Below are 17624 nucleotides of genomic sequence, written 5' to 3' on the forward strand. Positions count from 1 at the left end.
GAAGATGATATTGAGTGCTGCTACAGATTGTTGATAACTTTGATTACAAAAAATTTTCAAATACTTAGCTAATATTTTTTGATGAGGATAAAGTAAGGTCGGCCTTGTTTGCAGATGTGGATAAAATTTTCCTGCCGCTCCATTCTGTGGGTAACTTTTTGCCTGTGCACAATCTTAGCTTGTTTTATACTTCTCCAATTGGAACTGATTGACTAGAGAAATAGTCAAATGGTTTTTTATTTCAAGCTATTTTCATATTTCCTTTTATTTAAGCTGGGAAAAGGCCGTCTGAAAATATGTCAATAAGGGTGTGCATATGAAGTTTTCCTTTAGTATTAAACTGTTATCCGTTTTGATTTTGGCCGCTTGTGCGCAACAGCCGGTTCAAAAGCCCCAAGTTTCCCTGCCCTCTGTATCTGTGGACAACCATGCGCCGGAGCAAGGAACAGGTCTGACGGAGCAGAAATTAATCCGCGCCAAACATTATATGGCGGCGTCTGCCAATCCGCTGGCAACTGAAGCCGGTTATGAAATTTTGAAGCGCGACGGCAGTGCGATAGATGCGATGATTGCCATGCAGACAACTTTGGGACTGGTTGAGCCGCAGTCTTCCGGATTGGGCGGCGGTGCGTTTTTGGTGTATTGGGACAATAAGGCGAAAAAGCTGACGACGTTTGATGCCCGTGAAACGGCGCCGAAAGCGGCAACGCCGGGGCTTTTCTTGGACGAAAACGGCAAACCGATGGGCTTTATGAAAGCAGTGGTCGGCGGCCGTTCGGTCGGTGTGCCGGGGATTCCAAAGCTGCTCGAAGATGTCCACAAGCGTTACGGCAAATTACCGTGGGCAAGTTTGTTTGAGAAACCGATTACTTTGGCGGAACAAGGTTTTGCTGTTTCTCCGCGTATGGCGAAATCCATCGAGCAAAATTTGGAACCCTTGCAACGTTATCCGCAAACCGCCGCTTACTTCCTGCCTGACGGCAAACCTTTGGCTGCGGGAACGGTGTTGAAAAACCCTGAATTTGCGCGTTCCGTACGTCTATTGGCGGAAAAAGGCAGTGCGCCGTTTTATCAGGGAATGCAGGCGCAGAATATTGTTCGTGCCGTTACCAGTGCTGTGGATAATCCTGGCAAAATCAGCATGGCGGATTTGAAAAACTATCAAGTTATCGAGCGTAAGCCGGTTTGTGCGCCGTATCGTGAATATGAAGTTTGCGGCATGGGCGCGCCAAGTTCCGGCGCAATCGCTTTGGGGCAGATTTTGGGCGTATTGCAGAATCAGGATATGAAAGCGTTGGGATCGGAAAATATCCACAGTTGGCGCTGGATAGGCGATGCGTCGCGGATTGCTTTTGCCGACCGTGATTATTATGTCGGCGATCCCAAGTTTGTAAACGTTCCGACCCGTGCCATGATTTCTCAAGCTTATTTGAAACCGCGTGCCGAAGAAATCCGCAAGGCTGACAAGGCATTGGAAACTATTCAGGCAGGCAAGTTTGGCAAAGCATACGCGCAGGGCATGGCGGTCGAGCTGCCGTCCACCAGCCATTTGGTGGTTGTGGATAAAGACGGTAACGTTGTATCGATGACGACTTCGATTGAAAACGCGTTCGGTTCGGGGCTGATGGCAAACGGTTATCTGCTCAACAACGAATTAACCGATTTTGCCTTCAATCCTGTCGGAGAGGATGGTAAAACGGTGGCAAATAGCGTTGCTGGTGGAAAACGTCCGCGTTCTTCGATGGCGCCGACCATTGTGATGAAAGACGGAAAACCTTATATGGCAGTCGGTTCGCCAGGTGGCAGCCGCATCATCGGTTTCGTTGCCAAAACGCTGGTGGCGCATATCGACTGGGGCATGGACATTCAGGCGGCAATCTCTCTGCCGAATATGCTTAATCGCGGCAGCCAGTATGAGATCGAGGATAAAACCGCTGCGGCGGATAAAGCAGCTGCGTTGGAAAAATTGGGCTATAAAGTTCAAATCCGCGATTTGAATTCCGGCGTGCAAGGCATTGTGATCGGCAAAGAAGGTTTACTCGGCGGCGCCGACCCGCGCCGTGAAGGCAAGGTCATGGGCGATTGATATTGTCGGTTTGACATGTAAAGACCGTCTGAACAGCTTCGTTTCAGACGGCCTTTTTAGTTTGGGAAAATATATGGATAAGATGTGTATAAGAATAACATTAAATTTTAATATTTTTATTTTTCAATAAGATAAAAGATATGAATATGTGGATAATTACTTGTGGAAAACAACATGATTTAGGCCGTCTGAAAGGTTCAGACGGCCTTTTCATTGGACTGCTTTATCTATTTTCTATCAGGCTGCCGGCAGCTCGTGAAAAGCGCTGGGCAAGTCTTCGTCATTGGCAAACTCAACCCATTCGTAAGCGCTTTCATCTGCCAAAACGGCACGCAACAGTGCATTATTGATAGCATGACCTGATTTGTAACCTTCAAATGCACCGATAATCGGATGGCCGACAATGTACAAATCGCCAATCGCATCCAGGATTTTGTGGCGGACAAATTCATCGGGATAACGCAAACCTTCCGGATTCAAAACATCCATGTCGTCAATCACGATGGCGTTGTTCAAATTGCCGCCCAGTCCGAGATTATGGGCGCGCATCATTTCCACTTCGTGCATAAAGCCGAAGGTACGGGCGCGGGCAATCTCATCGATATAGGATTTTCCTGCAAAATCAATCTCGAAAGTAGGTGCACTGCGGTTGAATACGGGATGATCAAATTCGATGGTTAAAGTAACTTTAAAGCCGTCATAAGGCGTAAAGCGTACCCATTTTCCGGTTTCTTTGATTTCAATGGGTTTGAGGATTCTCAAAAAACGTTTTTGGGCTTTTTGATCCACCACGCCTGCATCTTGTAAAAGGTAAATAAACGGCAGGCTGGAGCCGTCCATAATCGGAATTTCAGGCGCGTTCAATTCAATCAAGGCATTGTCGATGCCGTAGGCAGACAGTGCCGACATAATATGTTCAATCGTGCCGATGCGCACGCCTTTATCGGTAACGATGGTTGAAGAGAGGCGGGTATCATTGATTAAATAAGGATTCAATTTGATTATTTCGCCCATTTCCCCGCTTAAATCAGTACGGCGGAACGAAATACCGCTGTTTTCTTTGGCAGGATGCAAAGTCAGAGCGACCCTTTCGCCCGAATGCAGGCCAACGCCGGTAACGCTTACTAATTTGGCTAAAGTCCGTTGCAACATAATTGCTTCCTTTTAAAAAGTCTGATGGGCAAATGATACGTTAAAAAGGAAAAAACAAGCCATCATTTTTAATAGTATTTGCCAATATGGATGTTTTGCGGGTGTGAATTTCAAAATTTTAATTATCCACAATAGCATGTGAAATTGAAGTGGGTAATTTGGGTTTTATCCACAGAAAAATAGAAGAACTAAGATTCTATCCTTTTTTATTTCGGCATTCAGTTGGGGTTGGCCTCAAAGATAAAAAGCGACTATCAAATTGGTTTTAAAGAAAGTTATTCCGTTATCCACAGATGGTTTGGTTCTTCATCAAAATCATCATTTTAAAAATTAAAATATTATGATTTGAAGAAAACACTGAATTATCAACACAAAAATGGCAAAATACGGAGGAAATAGAACTAAGTTTATGATTTCCATAAACTTATGAAACTTTTAAGATTGGAAAAAGGTTTTTATGAAATAAAATATCAAAATTAAGGACTGATTCGATTTGCCTGATATTTTCCTACAAACAAGAATTTCATGTTTTCTTTATTTAAATCAAACAACTTAAAAGTAATTATCTATAATCCTAGAAAGTAATTTTATTTCAGGATACAATGGCTTTACTGAAAAATTTTTCCCATTCCATCTAATTAGGAGTAGCAAAATGAGTATTAAAGTAGCGATTAATGGTTTTGGCCGTATCGGTCGTCTGGCATTGCGTCAAATTGAAAAAGCCCAAGGTATCGAAGTCGTTGCTGTTAACGACTTGACTCCTGCAGACATGCTGTTGCACCTCTTCAAATACGACAGTACTCAAGGCCGCTTTGAAGGCTCTGCCGAATTGAAAGACGACGCTATTGTTGTTAACGGCAAAGAAATCAAAGTATTTGCCAATCCTAATCCTGAAGAATTGCCTTGGGGCGAGCTGGGTGTGGACGTCGTCCTCGAATGTACCGGTTTCTTTACCAATAAAACCAAAGCGGAAGCCCATATCCGTGCCGGTGCGCGCAAAGTTGTGATTTCTGCACCTGGCGGCAATGATGTGAAAACCGTTGTATACGGCGTAAACCAAAATATTTTGGATGGTAGCGAAACCGTCATCTCCGCCGCTTCTTGTACGACTAACTGCCTGGCTCCTATGGCTGCGGTATTACAAAAAGAATTCGGTATTGTCGAAGGCTTGATGACTACCATCCATGCCTATACCGGCGACCAAAACACCCTTGACGCGCCACACCGCAAAGGCGACTTCCGCCGCGCCCGTGCCGCTGCCTTGAATATCGTACCGAACAGCACTGGTGCCGCTAAAGCCATTGGCTTGGTTATCCCTGAATTGAACGGTAAACTTGATGGTTCTGCCCAACGCGTTCCTGTTGCTACCGGCTCTTTGACCGAACTGGTTTCTATTCTCGAACGCCCTGTTACCAAAGAAGAAATCAACGCAGCCATGAAAGCTGCCGCCAACGATGCTTTAGGCTACACTGAAGATCAAATTGTTTCTTCCGACGTCATCGGTATCGAATACGGCTCACTTTTCGATGCGACTCAAACCCGCGTGATGACAGTTGGCGACAAACAATTGGTAAAAACCGTTGCTTGGTACGACAATGAAATGTCTTACACTTGCCAATTGGTTCGTACCTTGGAATTTTTTGCCAGCAAAATCTAAAAAATAACGGGCTGAATCAATCAGTCTGTGGATAATTAAAAGGCCGTCTGAACATTTCAGACGGCCTTTTGTGTGTAGATAGATTCAATTTGCAATCAGATTGTGGATAGTTTAATCACTGTGGCACATTTGTTTTCTATCCTAAACTGCACTTCATAATCCGCAATATTCATTACATAAACCCGTTCGGGAATATCTTGATAGGCAGGGCGAGGATCTTGGGCGATGCTTTGCTCAATGAGATGTTTTTCTTCTGTGGATAAATGTTCTGCAAGCGTACTTTCTGCCCAGACAACGTTCAATTCTTCAGGTTTGCCGCTGACAAAGCCTGATGATGCGTCAGGTTTGGATTCGACAAACGGGATGTAGGGTTTGATATCCACTACCGGAGTACCGTCTAATAGGTCTGCGCCGCTGCAATAGATGCGGACAGGTTTGCCTGTTTCGATGCGTTCGAGTTTCAGCAGGGATAAACCGAGATGATTGGGGCGGTGCGGGCTGCGCGTGGCAAATACGCCCATTTTTTGTTTGCCTCCAAGCCGTGGCGGACGCACCATTTGCGCCCAACCTTCATCCAATACGCCGTGGAAAATAAAACTTATCCACACGTAGTCGAAATCTTCCAAGCCCCGAACGCTGTCTGTGGTAAATTCAGGATTGAATTCAATGCAAATTTCTGCCGCAGGAACCAAACCGGGTTGGCGGGCAATGCCGAATTTTTGTTTGTAGGGGGAATGAACGGTTGCAATAGGCGTAATCGAATAGGACATAATTTATGGATAAAAATTCTGTGCAAACTGTCATCATATCACAGATGTTTTCCCACATTTTGCGGTAGTAATTTGTTATAATACAAAGCATTTATTCCAAATGTCCGTACATTGGTAATAAATGTTCAATTCAAATTATATAAATAAAATCAATAGGTTATATTAATCCATGATTGTTTCCATCGATGTAGATGCACAAAAAACGTTTACGCCTTTGTGCCCGAAAGAATTGCCCGTTGCCGAAGGTCATCTGATTGCGGATGAACTCAATGCTCAAGCTGCATTGGCGGATTTACGCGTAATGACGAAAGATGCGCATCATGCCGCGGCAAAATGGCTTGTGGATAATCCTGTTGATATGTTGAAACCGACGGGTTTACCCGATGCGGATTTGACTTGGGTATCGCATGCGATGGTTGGAACATATGGCTATGATTTGTTGGATGGCCTGCCTTCAGCCAAAGAATACAATTATTGCGTTTGGAAAGGCGTCGATCCTGAGTTACATCCTTACGGCGCATGTTTTCACGATATTGAAGAAAAGCTCAGTACAGGTTTGATCGAATGGTTGCGCTGTCAAAATGCAGATACAGTCATTGTCGGCGGTTTGGCAACGGATTATTGTGTGAAAACGACAGTTTTACAGTTGCTTAAAGGCGGGGCTTGGAAAGTCATCGTCAATCAGGCGGCTTGCCGTGGCATTGCTCCGGAAACGGTTGAATCTGCATGGCGGGAAATGCGTTCTGCCGGAGCTATTATTTTAGAAAACGCCGAAGAAATAAAAAAATACATTAATAATCAATAAAGTATATTTAAAATTCTGTTGTTTCACGTGAAACATTTTTCAAAATATGAAGATTTTACTTGTCCGCTTGTCCAGTATGGGCGATTTAATTCACACGTTACCCGCAGTTGAAGATTTGGCGCGACAATGTCCTGAGGTAGAGCTCCATTGGCTGTGTGAGGCAGGGTTTGCAGATATTGTCCGCTTGCATCCTTTTGTCAAAAAGGTTCATGTAATGAAATGGCGGCAATGGCGCAAACAGTTTTTTCAGGCTGAAACTTGGCGTGAAATAGGCCGTCTGAAAACAGATTTACAGGTTGAATCTTTTGATTTTGTTTTAGATAGCCAAGGACTGATTAAAAGCGCATGTTTTGCCAAAATGGCGAAATCCCCTATTTACGGTTTGGATAAACACAGCGCGCGTGAAAGTTTGGCTGCCTTTGCATACAGTAAAACATTTGCCGTGCCGAAAGGCAAAAATGCGGTCTGGCGAAACCGTGAATTATTCGCCCAAGTATTTGGTTATACAATGCCTGAGACGCAGGTATTTGGTTTGTCAGTTCCTGAATCAGGCCGTCTGAAAAATTTGCAATTCCCTTATTACGTTGCTTTGCATGCAACCAGTCGAGACAGTAAATTATGGCCGGTAGAACACTGGCGTGCATTATTGAAAAAGTTGAATGAAGAGCAACAATGCAATGTGTATCTGCCGTGGGGAAATGAAACCGAAAAAATGCGTGCCGAACAGATTGCAAGCGATTTACCGTTTGCTTCGGTTTGCGACAAAATGAATTTATTACAGGCTGCATTTTTATTGAAAAACGCAGAGGGTATTATTGGCGTAGATACCGGATTGTTGCATCTTGCCAATGCGTTGGAAAAGCCTGTTGTAGGAATTTATACAGATACAGATCCGGCCAAGACCGGCGTTCAAGTTTCGGCTTATGCAGAAAATTTAGGCGGTATTGCTCAAATTCCCAATGTTGACGAGGTTTATCAAACCTTGATGGATTGTGTTGCAGTATACGGTAAATAATTGCTGGGGAGTCGGATTTATTTTCTGAGTAAATGCTTTAGAAATGATATAATTCCGCTATATTTGCCAAGATTTATACAAATTTGGTTTTGTCATGTTGGGAAAACCGAATTGGATTTTATATAAAGAATGTATCAAAAACAGTATGCTTGATTTGATGGACATTCTTTTTAGGAGAATTGAATGAAAGCACTGGTCGCAGTAAAGCGCGTAGTGGACTACAACGTCAAAGTTCGTGTGAAAGCCGATGGTTCCGATGTGGATATCGGTAATGTCAAAATGTCGATGAACCCGTTTGATGAAATCGCGGTAGAAGAAGCTGTCCGTTTGAAAGAAGCCGGAAAAGTAAGCGAGATTGTTGCTGTTTCTCTTGGCGAGAAAAAATGCGAAGAGACGTTGCGTACTGCTTTGGCGATGGGTGCCGACCGTGCGGTTCATGTTGAGACTGATGCGAAGTTGGAGTCTTTGGCTGTTGCGAAATTGCTGAAAGCTGTTGCGGATAAAGAAAATCCGCAAATTTTACTGCTGGGCAAACAGGCAATTGACGATGACGCCAACCAAGTTGCCCAAATGCTGGCTGCGTTGTTGAATGCGGCTCAAGGTACTTTTGCATCAAAAGTGCAAATTGAAGGCGAAGAAGCATTGGTAACCCGTGAAATTGACGGCGGCGAAGAGACTGTTGCATTGAAGCTGCCTGCGGTCATCAGTGCAGATTTGCGTTTGAACGAACCACGCTTTGTCAAACTTCCTAATATCATGGCGGCAAAGAAAAAACCTTTGGAAAAATTAAGTCCTGCCGATTTAGCTGTGGATATTTCTCCGCGTTTGAATACCGTGAAATTTGCCGAACCTAAAGCACGTCAAGCCGGTGTGAAAGTGGCTGATGTTGCCGAGTTGGTTGAAAAGCTGAAAAACGAAGCCAAAGTGATCTAAGGAGTATGAAATGAGCATATTGATTATTGCGGAACATAATAACCAACATTTGAATCCTGCCACTTTGCATGCGGTAACGGCTGCCGCTAAATTGGGTAATGTAGATTTATTGGTTGCTGGCAGTAATGCTGCTGCAGTGGTTGAAGAGGCGAAACAGGTTGCAGGCGTAGCGAAAGTTTTAGTAGCCGATGCGCCCTATTACGCTGAAGGTTTGGCAGAAGAATTAGCGCCTTTGGTTGTTAAACTGGCTGCGGATTACCGCTATGTGGCTGCGACTGCAACTGCATTTGGTAAAAATCTGTTGCCCCGAGTAGCTGCCCTGTTGGATGTGCCACAAGTTTCGGATTTAACCGAAGTTGTGGATAACTCGACATTTGTCCGTCCGATTTATGCCGGTAATGCATTTGAAACTGTTCAATCCAATTCTGAAAAATTGGTGCTGACTTTCCGTGCAACCGCATTTGATGCTGCCGAACAAGGCGGTAATGCAGAAGTGGTCAATGTTGAGGCAGCGCCTGCTCAAAACCTGAGCCGTTTTGTAAACCGTCAACTTTCTCAGTCTGACCGTCCTGAATTGACTCAGGCAAAAGTGATTGTTTCCGGTGGCCGTGCATTGGGCAGTGCTGAAAAATTTAATGAAGTGTTAACTCCTTTGGCGGATGCTTTGGGTGCGGCGATTGGTGCTTCCCGTGCGGCAGTGGATGCCGAGTATGCGCCAAACGATGCTCAAGTCGGTCAAACCGGTAAAGTGGTTGCGCCGCAACTGTACTTTGCTATCGGTATTTCCGGTGCTATCCAACACGTTGCCGGTATGCAGGACAGTAAAGTGATCGTTGCTATCAACAAAGATGCTGACGCTCCGATTTTCAATGTAGCAGATTATGGCTTGGTTGGTGATTTGTTTGAAGTTGTGCCTCAATTGACTGAAGCACTGAAAAACTAATGTTTCACGTGAAACGTTCAGACGGCCTTTTATAACAAAGGCCGTCTGAAAATATTTTGGCATGATTACGACCTATAAAACCATTACCACACCGACACAGGCTGAATTTAAAGATAAAGGCAGCCGTTTTATTGCATATGCCTATCCGATTCGCACTTTGGCTGATGTGAAGAAGTATCTCGACCCATTAAAGGAAGAACATCACAAGGCGCGACATTGGTGCTATGCCTATCGATTGGGTGTGGATGGAATGCAGTTTCGCGCAAACGATGATGGAGAACCGTCCGGAAGCGCAGGCCGCCCTATTTTGGGGCAGATTGATTCTGTCGGCGTAACGGATGTGTTGGTTGTGGTTGTACGTTATTTTGGCGGTACGCTATTGGGTGTTCCCGGTCTGATTCATGCTTATAAGGAATCAACAGCTCAGGCATTGGCGATAGCTGAAGTTGTTGAAAAGAACATCGAAAAGACAGTTTGGTTGAAGTGTGAATATCCTGTTTTGAATGAGGCTATACGGATTGCCAAACAATATCAGGCCGATATTGTGGAACAGGATTTACAGCTGGATTGTAAGTTGACAGTGAAAATAGCATTGGCCGATTATGAAGCTTGTATTGCTGCTTGGAAAAATACGCGCCAAATTGAAGTAGATACTGAGAAGCCGTTTGAATAAAAGGTCGTCTGAACATATTTGAGAAATCAAAAGTTTCAGACGGCCTTTGATGTTTTAGCCTTGGTATCTGTCTAAAGCATTTACGCTTGAGCGCAGGTGTTCCCAAGCCAGTTGATGAAATTCTCCCAGTGCATTCCATAGGGCATCTTCGCTCATAATGCTGTATTCGCCCTGTGTTCGCAAATCAACATCTGCCCCTTCTTCAATGGCCTGATGGCATGCTTGGTATTCGTTGGTATAGAAGTCATCCATGTCTTGCATGAGGCTTGCGGCATGTTTCCAGCGGGCGATATCTGCTTCCAGTTGCGGCAGTAATTCGCACCATTCGCGGTATTTGCTTTGAATTTCGTCAATACGTTTTTGCATGATTTTCCTTTCGTTGTTTGAAATTAGAGTATGGTTGTCTTGGTGCGATATTATTCTTAATTTGAAACAGCTATGCAAGATGGAATAATATTCCATCGATTGAATTTTATTTACAACATCTATTCTTCAAGGAGACGGTATGAAATTGCTCGTTATTGGTAATGGTGGACGTGAACATGCACTGGCTTGGAAATTGGCGCAGTCGTCTAAAGTAGAAACTGTCTTTGTTGCACCTGGTAATGCCGGAACGGCAATTGAGCCTAAACTGCAGAATATAGCGTTGACGGCGCATCAAGATTTGATTGATTTTTGCCGTAATGAAAATATTGCCTTTACCGTAGTCGGCCCTGAAGCTCCTTTGGCTGCCGGTGTGGTGAATGACTTCCGTGCTGCCGGATTGAAGATTTTTGGCCCGACTCAATACGCAGCCCAGCTGGAGAGTTCAAAAGATTTTGCTAAAGCATTTATGGCAAAATATAAGATTCCAACCGCGCAATACCAAACCTTTGAAAATGCCGATGCGGCACATGATTACGTCAATCGAAAAGGTGCACCGATTGTTATTAAAGCGGATGGTTTGGCTGCCGGTAAAGGCGTGATTGTCGCCATGACTTTGGATGAGGCCCATGCCGCTATTGATGATATGTTGTTGGGCAACAAAATGGGCAATGCAGGCGCGCGTGTTGTGATTGAAGATTTCCTGCAAGGCGAGGAAGCGAGCTTTATCGTTATGGTGGACGGCAATCATGTTTTGCCGATGGCAACCAGTCAAGACCATAAACGCCTGCTGGATGACGACAAAGGCCCTAATACCGGCGGTATGGGCGCATATAGCCCTGCTCCGGCGGTAACGCCTGATGTTTACGAGCGCGCGATGAATGAAATTATTTTGCCGACTGTGGCCGGTATGAAAGCAGAAGGTCATGAATTTACCGGCTTTTTATACGCGGGCTTGATGATTGATAAAACAGGTGCGCCTTATACCATCGAATTCAACTGCCGTTTCGGCGACCCTGAAACCCAGCCGATTATGAGCCGTTTGGATAGCGATTTAGTGGACTTGGTTGAAGCGGCAATCGACGGCAAACTGGATAGTGTTACCGCCGAATGGAATCCGCAGCCTGCGGTAGGTGTAGTGTTAGCCGCACAAAATTATCCTGACTCTCCGAAAAAAGGCGATGTGATCTTCGGCTTGGATCAGGCTAATCAAATCGGTAAAGTTTTCCATGCCGGTACTGCAACGAATGAAAAAGGCGAAGTTGTAACCAACGGCGGCCGTGTGTTGTGTGTAGTCGGTTTGGGCGATGATGTTGCACAAGCTAAGAGTAAGGCTTATGAGGCATTGGAAACAATCCGTTTTGACGGTATGCAATACCGTAAAGACATTGCCGATAAAGCCATCAACCGTTAATAATGAATAGAAATAGGCCGTCTGAACACAGATTGTCCGACAATCTCAGTTTCAGACGGCCTTGGTATGATGATGATGTTTCCCAGAATTTTATCGGCTGCAGCCCAACGCAGGCTGCAGGCGCATCTTAAAAAAGGTGGTTTGGTCGCCTATCCCACCGAGTCTTGCTATGGCTTGGGCTGTGTCCCTACTTTGCCTAAAGCACTCAATCAACTGATCCATCTGAAAAAACGACCGCAACACAAAGGCATGATTGTCATTGGGCATAGCTTGGAACAGTTGCAACCTTTGCTGCAAAGGCCGTCTGAAAATATCCAAACCATGCTGCATGAAGCATGGCCTGCTCCGAAAACTTTTTTATTGCCGGCCGGCAAAAAAGTATTGCCCTCATTGCGGGGAAAAAGACGTAGTAAATTGGCTGTCAGAGTTCCTGCGCACGCAGGTGCAAGACGTTTGTGTCAGGTTTTGGAAATGCCTTTAGTCTCTACTTCATGCAATCGTGCAGGCAAACGAGCGTGCAAAACGGAAAGGGAAGTCAGAAGACAGTTTGGCAGGAAAGTCTGGGTTGTAGGCGGATTGATAGGTAAGCAGAAAACGCCCAGCCAGATTATTGACGGAGAAACAGGGGCAAGGCTGCGTTAAAGAAGAATTGTATTTTCAAAGGAAAGGTATTTATTTGGAGAAGCAAATTTTTTCCAAAAGATTGGAATACCTGTGTGAAAAGCATTTAGCGCAGATCCAGTTTGATGCATAGCAGTCTAGAGGATAAAGCAGTATTTTGTGAAAGAATGAAGCAAATTTTGAGCGTAAATGAATCGCTTTAATAAATTATTTTTGAATAAACAAATTTTGTGGATAAATTTGAAGATAAATTTCCATAAAAACATAAAAATGCCGTCTGAAACTTGATATTCAAAGCATTCAGACGGCCTTTTAAATATTTAAACTGTGGATAACTTTGTGAATAAGTGTGGATTAAAGCTTATGTCCGCACACAGTTTCGTATTGTTTTTCAGTAATCGTACCGCTCATGACGCTCATTGGGCGGATGCTGGTCGGAGTATAGCTTTGGTTGGAAATTACCCGGCCGTGTTCGTCCATCAGTTGCAGCGCTGCCAGGCGATAGGTTTTGTTTGAGCAATGAATTTCCCAGCTGCCGATGGCTGTTTTATAGGCCGGCGTGTTGACGAAACGTTCCTCTTTCAGTTTGGAAACGGTTTTTTTATCGCGGAAAGTAACCAGTGCGCCATTTCTTTTAATGCTGCTTCTATCAATAGCCACTTTGATATTGCCTTCAGAGATGGTGCCGATGTTGGTCCAGCTGCCGCCGCCGCTCGATGTGGTGGTTGTTTCACAGGCACTCAACATCAAAGCCGCAAATACGGTTGCAGCTAGGGAAAAACGTTTGATATTCATAAAACCTCATTATTTACAGAAAGTCAGCCGATATTATCCGTGAAGATGGCATATATCGTAAATCGATTTTGCAAAGTTGAACCTCTGAAAAGAATTTTATGAAAAATACGCTGAAAAGGCCGTCTGAAACCTGTCTTTCAGACGGCCTTGGAGTGTAAAATCATGTATAATTGCAAACAATTTGGTTTTCATCCCATAGGAAGATCCGACATGATTAACCCTATCGCTGCACTTTCCCCATTAGATGGCCGCTACGCCAAATCCGTTGAAGCATTGCGTCCGATTTTCTCCGAATACGGCCTGATGCGTGCGCGTGTCAAAGTTGAATTAAACTGGCTCAAAGTCCTTGCCGCCGAACCTAAGATTGTAGAAGTTCCTGCTTTCAGCGATTTTACGCTTGCCGAAATCGACAAAGTGATCGAAAACTTCTCGCTTGAAGATGCTGCCGCCGTCAAAGCTATTGAGGCGACCACCAATCATGATGTCAAAGCCATCGAATATTGGCTTAAAGAACGCTTCTCCGGCGTGCCTGAAGTGGCTGCTGCCAGCGAGTTCATCCACTTTGCCTGCACCAGCGAAGACATCAATAACCTGTCCCACGCTTTAATGCTGCAAGAAGCGCGTGAGACTGTTTTGCTGCCGAAACTGGCCGAAATCATCAAAAAACTGACCGGCATGGCGCATGAGTTGGCTGCCGTCCCTATGATGAGCCGCACGCATGGCCAGCCTGCGACACCAAGCACATTGGGTAAAGAAATCGCCAATGTCGTGTACCGCCTGCAACGCCAGTTCAAAAACCTGCAAGCGCAAGAGTTCCTCGGCAAAATCAACGGCGCAGTCGGCAACTACAATGCCCATATGGTCGCTTATCCCGATGTGGATTGGGAAACCCATTGCCGCAACTTCGTTGAAATCAGCCTCGGCCTGACCTTCAACCCCTACACCATTCAAATCGAGCCGCATGACTATATGGCGGAATTCTTCCAAGCCATCAGCCGTGTCAACACGATTCTGATCGACTTCAACCGCGATGTTTGGGGCTATATTTCTTTGGGTTACTTCAAACAAAAAGTTAAAGCAGGCGAAGTCGGTTCTTCCACCATGCCGCACAAAGTCAATCCGATTGACTTTGAAAACTCCGAAGGCAACCTCGGTATGGCCAATGCCGTATTGGGCTTTTTGTCTGAAAAACTGCCGATTTCCCGTTGGCAGCGCGACCTGACCGACAGCACCGTATTGCGCAATATGGGCGTAGGCGTGGGCTATACCATATTGGGCTTTGCCGCCCATCTGCGCGGTCTGAACAAGCTTGAGCCGAATCCTGCCGCCCTTGCTGCCGATTTGGACGCTACTTGGGAGCTGCTGGCCGAGCCGATTCAAACCGTAATGCGTCGTTACGGCGTAGCCAATCCTTACGAGAAGCTGAAAGACCTGACACGCGGTAAAGACGGCATTACGCCTGAAGTGTTGAAACTCTTTATCGAATCGTTGGAAATTCCGGCAGAAGCCAAAGCCAAATTGCTTGAGCTGACCCCTGCGTTGTATGTGGGTAAGGCCGAAGAGTTGGCAAAACGAATTTGATTTATAAAAAAGCCATTTGAATCTTCAAATGGCTTTTTTTGAATTAAATATATAGTATGAAAATAATGAAGAAAGTTTTAGATGTTTAAATATTTTCCAAGTAAGGAAAATTTGATTATATGGTTACCAATCGGCTTGTTAGTCAGTATATTACATTTTCATGGAAAAATTCCTTTTAAAAATATATTTGATACTTTTATGGGTTTGACTCCAATATATGTATTATTGGCATATCTTCATTTTCTTAGGTTTCTACAATTATGTAATTTTCCGTATCTTGTTTCTATTCAAATAGAGGCAAGAATTATTGATGTTTTAAATAGTATTGTCTCTTTTCTAATTGGATTTTCGATATGTACAAGTTTTTTTATACCCTTTTGGAAAGAAAGTTCTAAAGGATATCTCTTTCTTTTATGTTTTAATATTGCGGTTCTAGTGTTTACGATGCTTCCTATATGCTTGCATTTATGGAAAGAAATTAGAGATAAAAAAATTAAATATATTTTGATATCAGTAATGTATTTAATACTTTCTGTTGCATCATTTTATGACATGACCAAATAAATTATAAATTTAAGGCCGTCTGAAATCTTTTTCAGACGGCCTTTTTCGATTCAATCCGTTATTTCACTTTGTCTTTCAATGCACCGTAGCCGGCTGCGTCCATTTCTTCCAAAGGAATGAATTTCAAACTTGCGCCGTTGATGCAATAGCGCAGGCCGCCTTTGTCTTTCGGGCCGTCGGGGAAGACGTGTCCCAAGTGTGAGTCGGCGGCGTGGCTGCGCACTTCGGTGCGGCGCATGTTATAGCTGAAATCGTCGTGTTCGGTAACGGCGGAGGCATTAATTGGATGGGTAAAACTCGGCCAGCCGCAGCCGGAATCAAATTTGTCGGCAGAGCTGAACAGGGGTTCGCCGCTGACGATGTCCACATAAATGCCGGGTTTGAACAAGTGGTCGTATTCGTGGCTGAAGGCGTATTCGGTCTCGCTGTTTTGGGTAACCTGGTATTGCTCTTCGGTCAGAATGCGTTTGAGTTCAGCAGCGCTGGGTTTTTTATACGTTGCCGCGTCAAAGCCTTTGCCTTGAGGGACGGCTTTGGTTTTGCTCGGCAGCGGTTCGTCGGCTTTGCGGATGTCGATGTGGCAGTAGCCGTTGGGGTTTTTAATCAGGTAGTCCTGATGGTATTCCTCGGCGTCGTAGAAGTTTTTTAGCGGCTCGTTTTCGACGACGAGGGGAAGTTTGTATTTTTGCTGCTCGCGTTTGAGTGCGGCGGCGATGACGGCTTTTTCGGCGGGGTCGGTGTAGTACACGCCGCTGCGGTATTGCGTGCCGGTGTCGTTGCCTTGTTTGTTGAGGCTGGTTGGATCAACGACGCGGAAGAAATATTGCAGGATATCGTCTAGGCTGAGTTTGTCGGCATCATAGGTGACTTTAACGGTTTCGGCATGGCCTGTATCGCGGTAGGACACGTCTTCGTAGCTTGGGTTTTCCGTTTTGCCGTTAGCGTAGCCGGATACTGCGTCAACCACGCCGTCTATGCGTTGGAAATAGGCTTCCAAGCCCCAGAAGCAGCCGCCGGCGAGGTAGATGGTGCGCGTATTCATGATTGCTGAATCCTTTTTCTGTGTGTCGGGTTTGTAAAATGTGTTTTTCAGACGGCCTATATCGGCATTCGGGTCGCGGATTAAAGCCAATGCCTGCGCTTCGTTGATGCTGCCTTTGACGATGCGCTGCACGTCGCCGTCTTTGCCGATTAATGCCCAAGAAGGGTAAACACTGATATTCAGGCTTTGGGCGATGGTGCCGCCGTTGTCGGTAACGACGGGCAGCTTAGGATAGTTCAAACCGGAATACCATTTTTGAAAGTCGCCGTCTTTTTTCTCGTGTAGAAAACCGGGCGAGGCAACGGTAATCAGGTTGGCAGAACCGAATTTTATATCTTGCGCCCATTTTTCGGTTTGTCCCAATTCGGACAAACACAAAGGACACCAACTTGCCCAAAATTTAATCAGGGTGGGTTTGTCTTTTTTTAGGAAAACACTGGCAGGGCGGTTGTCAGGGGTTTTTAATGAGGACAATGCCTGCGGTACGGTTGCGGCTTCGGTATCCATCATTTTGGATGAGCAGGCGCCAAGCGCAAGCAGGCAGCCGAACTTGGTGCAAAGTGAAAATAATGTGCGGGGATTCATCTCTATGTTTCCTGTATGGATGGTTTATCTTATTAGACGTTGGAAATGCCAAAACCTGACAACCTTGATTTTCAGACGACCTTGCCACGTAAAATACGCTACAATACTCCCTATTTCAAGTTTCTAAAATTAAAAGGAAAATTTAATGTTCAGCTTCTTCCGTCGCAAGAAAAAACAGGAAACTCCGGCTCCCGAGGAGGCTCAAGTTCAGGAAACCGCAGCAAAAATAGAATCTGAAGTTGCTCAAGTAGTTGAAAATATTAAAGAAGATGCCGAATCTTTAGCAGAAAGCGTCAAAGGGCATGTTGAATCAGTTGTCGAATCGGCTGTTGAAACTATCAGCGAAACCGTCGAGCAGGTTCGGGAAACTTTGACCGAAACGCCGTCTGAAACAGTTGAAAAAGTAGAAGAACACGTTGAAGCGGCAAAAGAAGCGGCTGTTGAAACCGCCAGCGAGACTGTTGAACAGGTAAAAGAAACCGTTGCCGAGATGCCGTCTGAAGCGGTCGAGGCTGCTGAAGAAGTGGCAGAACAGGCTGAGGCAGTCAGAGAAGAAGCTGTTGAAACCGTCAGCGAGGTTGTTGAGCAGGTAAAGGAAACCGTTGCCGAGATGCCGTCTGAAGCG

Annotated in this window: 15 protein-coding genes and 1 pseudogene; 11 read left to right on the plus strand and 5 right to left on the minus strand. The window is 45.0% G+C overall.

Going from position 1 to position 17624, the window contains the following annotated elements; translation table 11 throughout:
• Positions 1 to 316 precede the first annotated feature (316 nt).
• Positions 317 to 2086 (plus strand): gamma-glutamyltransferase, encoded by a 1770-nt coding sequence (ggt, locus tag HMPREF2696_RS03605; RefSeq protein ID WP_049335672.1) that lies wholly within the window; start codon positions 317 to 319, stop codon positions 2084 to 2086.
• A 237-nt stretch (positions 2087 to 2323) separates the two neighbouring features.
• Here ggt and lpxC read toward each other — a convergent pair whose 3' ends face one another.
• The gene (lpxC, locus tag HMPREF2696_RS03610; RefSeq protein WP_070504107.1) at positions 2324 to 3238 is read right to left on the minus strand and encodes a UDP-3-O-acyl-N-acetylglucosamine deacetylase; all 915 of its coding nucleotides are present in this window, start codon (positions 3236 to 3238) and stop codon (positions 2324 to 2326) included.
• Positions 3239 to 3890: 652 nt separating this feature from the next.
• Between lpxC and gap the strand changes: the two genes are divergently transcribed.
• The gene (gap, locus tag HMPREF2696_RS03615) at positions 3891 to 4895 is read left to right on the plus strand and encodes a type I glyceraldehyde-3-phosphate dehydrogenase (RefSeq protein WP_070504110.1); all 1005 of its coding nucleotides are present in this window, start codon (positions 3891 to 3893) and stop codon (positions 4893 to 4895) included.
• A 95-nt stretch (positions 4896 to 4990) separates the two neighbouring features.
• On the opposite strand, the gene tsaA is transcribed toward gap, so the two are convergent.
• Positions 4991 to 5665, minus strand: a complete 675-nt coding sequence (gene tsaA / locus HMPREF2696_RS03620) for a tRNA (N6-threonylcarbamoyladenosine(37)-N6)-methyltransferase TrmO (RefSeq protein WP_004519192.1) — start codon at positions 5663 to 5665, stop codon at positions 4991 to 4993.
• Between the two features lie 169 nt (positions 5666 to 5834).
• On the opposite strand from tsaA, the gene HMPREF2696_RS03625 reads away from it, so the two are divergent.
• From HMPREF2696_RS03625 to HMPREF2696_RS03645, 5 genes are all read left to right on the plus strand, one after another.
• Complete coding sequence (locus HMPREF2696_RS03625) at positions 5835 to 6470, plus strand: nicotinamidase (RefSeq protein ID WP_004519191.1); 636 nt, start codon at positions 5835 to 5837, stop codon at positions 6468 to 6470.
• A gap of 46 nt (positions 6471 to 6516) precedes the next feature.
• Positions 6517 to 7485: a lipopolysaccharide heptosyltransferase I gene (gene waaC, locus HMPREF2696_RS03630; RefSeq protein ID WP_004519190.1), complete on the plus strand. Its 969-nt coding sequence runs from the start codon at positions 6517 to 6519 to the stop codon at positions 7483 to 7485.
• Between the two features lie 183 nt (positions 7486 to 7668).
• Complete coding sequence (locus HMPREF2696_RS03635) at positions 7669 to 8418, plus strand: electron transfer flavoprotein subunit beta/FixA family protein (protein ID WP_004519189.1); 750 nt, start codon at positions 7669 to 7671, stop codon at positions 8416 to 8418.
• Between the two features lie 10 nt (positions 8419 to 8428).
• The gene (locus tag HMPREF2696_RS03640) at positions 8429 to 9361 is read left to right on the plus strand and encodes an electron transfer flavoprotein subunit alpha/FixB family protein (RefSeq protein WP_004519188.1); all 933 of its coding nucleotides are present in this window, start codon (positions 8429 to 8431) and stop codon (positions 9359 to 9361) included.
• Positions 9362 to 9422: 61 nt separating this feature from the next.
• A complete protein-coding gene (locus HMPREF2696_RS03645; protein WP_004519187.1) occupies positions 9423 to 10034 on the plus strand; it encodes an IMPACT family protein in 612 nt (203 codons plus the stop codon).
• A 54-nt stretch (positions 10035 to 10088) separates the two neighbouring features.
• On the opposite strand, the gene HMPREF2696_RS03650 is transcribed toward HMPREF2696_RS03645, so the two are convergent.
• Positions 10089 to 10400, minus strand: a complete 312-nt coding sequence (locus tag HMPREF2696_RS03650) for a DUF4298 domain-containing protein (RefSeq protein WP_003747758.1) — start codon at positions 10398 to 10400, stop codon at positions 10089 to 10091.
• Between the two features lie 139 nt (positions 10401 to 10539).
• Between HMPREF2696_RS03650 and purD the strand changes: the two genes are divergently transcribed.
• Both purD and HMPREF2696_RS03660 read left to right on the plus strand, forming a co-directional pair.
• Entirely contained in the window at positions 10540 to 11811 is a 1272-nt protein-coding gene (gene purD, locus HMPREF2696_RS03655; RefSeq protein ID WP_004519185.1) for a phosphoribosylamine--glycine ligase, read from the plus strand.
• 72 nt (positions 11812 to 11883) lie between these two features.
• Complete coding sequence (locus HMPREF2696_RS03660; RefSeq protein ID WP_039861929.1) at positions 11884 to 12453, plus strand: L-threonylcarbamoyladenylate synthase; 570 nt, start codon at positions 11884 to 11886, stop codon at positions 12451 to 12453.
• A 333-nt stretch (positions 12454 to 12786) separates the two neighbouring features.
• Here the strand turns inward: HMPREF2696_RS03660 and HMPREF2696_RS03665 are convergent, their stop codons facing one another.
• Positions 12787 to 13227, minus strand: a complete 441-nt coding sequence (locus HMPREF2696_RS03665; RefSeq protein ID WP_004519182.1) for a surface-adhesin E family protein — start codon at positions 13225 to 13227, stop codon at positions 12787 to 12789.
• Between the two features lie 210 nt (positions 13228 to 13437).
• On the opposite strand from HMPREF2696_RS03665, the gene purB reads away from it, so the two are divergent.
• Complete coding sequence (purB, locus tag HMPREF2696_RS03670; RefSeq protein WP_004519181.1) at positions 13438 to 14808, plus strand: adenylosuccinate lyase; 1371 nt, start codon at positions 13438 to 13440, stop codon at positions 14806 to 14808.
• Between the two features lie 622 nt (positions 14809 to 15430).
• Here the strand turns inward: purB and msrAB are convergent.
• Positions 15431 to 16999, minus strand: coding sequence for a bifunctional peptide-methionine (S)-S-oxide reductase MsrA/peptide-methionine (R)-S-oxide reductase MsrB (gene msrAB / locus HMPREF2696_RS03680; protein WP_039861899.1), 1569 nt, complete (start codon positions 16997 to 16999; stop codon positions 15431 to 15433).
• A gap of 145 nt (positions 17000 to 17144) precedes the next feature.
• Between msrAB and HMPREF2696_RS11750 the strand changes: the two are divergent.
• Positions 17145 to 17624: pseudogene (locus tag HMPREF2696_RS11750) on the plus strand (signal recognition particle-docking protein FtsY); the annotation flags it as partial.

Origin of the sequence: Neisseria sp. HMSC058F07, assembly GCF_001810035.1 — a bacterium.
GTDB lineage: Bacteria > Pseudomonadota > Gammaproteobacteria > Burkholderiales > Neisseriaceae > Neisseria > Neisseria perflava.

Coding starts and splice junctions, on each gene's coding strand:
- msrAB (WP_039861899.1), bottom strand. CDS start 16,999: ATGAATCCCCGCACATTATTTTCACTTTGCACCAAGTTCGGCTGCCTG.
- purD (WP_004519185.1), top strand. CDS start 10,540: ATGAAATTGCTCGTTATTGGTAATGGTGGACGTGAACATGCACTGGCT.
- tsaA (WP_004519192.1), bottom strand. CDS start 5,665: ATGTCCTATTCGATTACGCCTATTGCAACCGTTCATTCCCCCTACAAA.
- HMPREF2696_RS03650 (WP_003747758.1), bottom strand. CDS start 10,400: ATGCAAAAACGTATTGACGAAATTCAAAGCAAATACCGCGAATGGTGC.
- HMPREF2696_RS03625 (WP_004519191.1), top strand. CDS start 5,835: ATGATTGTTTCCATCGATGTAGATGCACAAAAAACGTTTACGCCTTTG.
- gap (WP_070504110.1), top strand. CDS start 3,891: ATGAGTATTAAAGTAGCGATTAATGGTTTTGGCCGTATCGGTCGTCTG.
- HMPREF2696_RS03645 (WP_004519187.1), top strand. CDS start 9,423: ATGATTACGACCTATAAAACCATTACCACACCGACACAGGCTGAATTT.
- HMPREF2696_RS03660 (WP_039861929.1), top strand. CDS start 11,884: ATGATGTTTCCCAGAATTTTATCGGCTGCAGCCCAACGCAGGCTGCAG.
- lpxC (WP_070504107.1), bottom strand. CDS start 3,238: ATGTTGCAACGGACTTTAGCCAAATTAGTAAGCGTTACCGGCGTTGGC.
- HMPREF2696_RS03665 (WP_004519182.1), bottom strand. CDS start 13,227: ATGAATATCAAACGTTTTTCCCTAGCTGCAACCGTATTTGCGGCTTTG.
- purB (WP_004519181.1), top strand. CDS start 13,438: ATGATTAACCCTATCGCTGCACTTTCCCCATTAGATGGCCGCTACGCC.
- waaC (WP_004519190.1), top strand. CDS start 6,517: ATGAAGATTTTACTTGTCCGCTTGTCCAGTATGGGCGATTTAATTCAC.
- HMPREF2696_RS03640 (WP_004519188.1), top strand. CDS start 8,429: ATGAGCATATTGATTATTGCGGAACATAATAACCAACATTTGAATCCT.
- ggt (WP_049335672.1), top strand. CDS start 317: ATGAAGTTTTCCTTTAGTATTAAACTGTTATCCGTTTTGATTTTGGCC.
- HMPREF2696_RS03635 (WP_004519189.1), top strand. CDS start 7,669: ATGAAAGCACTGGTCGCAGTAAAGCGCGTAGTGGACTACAACGTCAAA.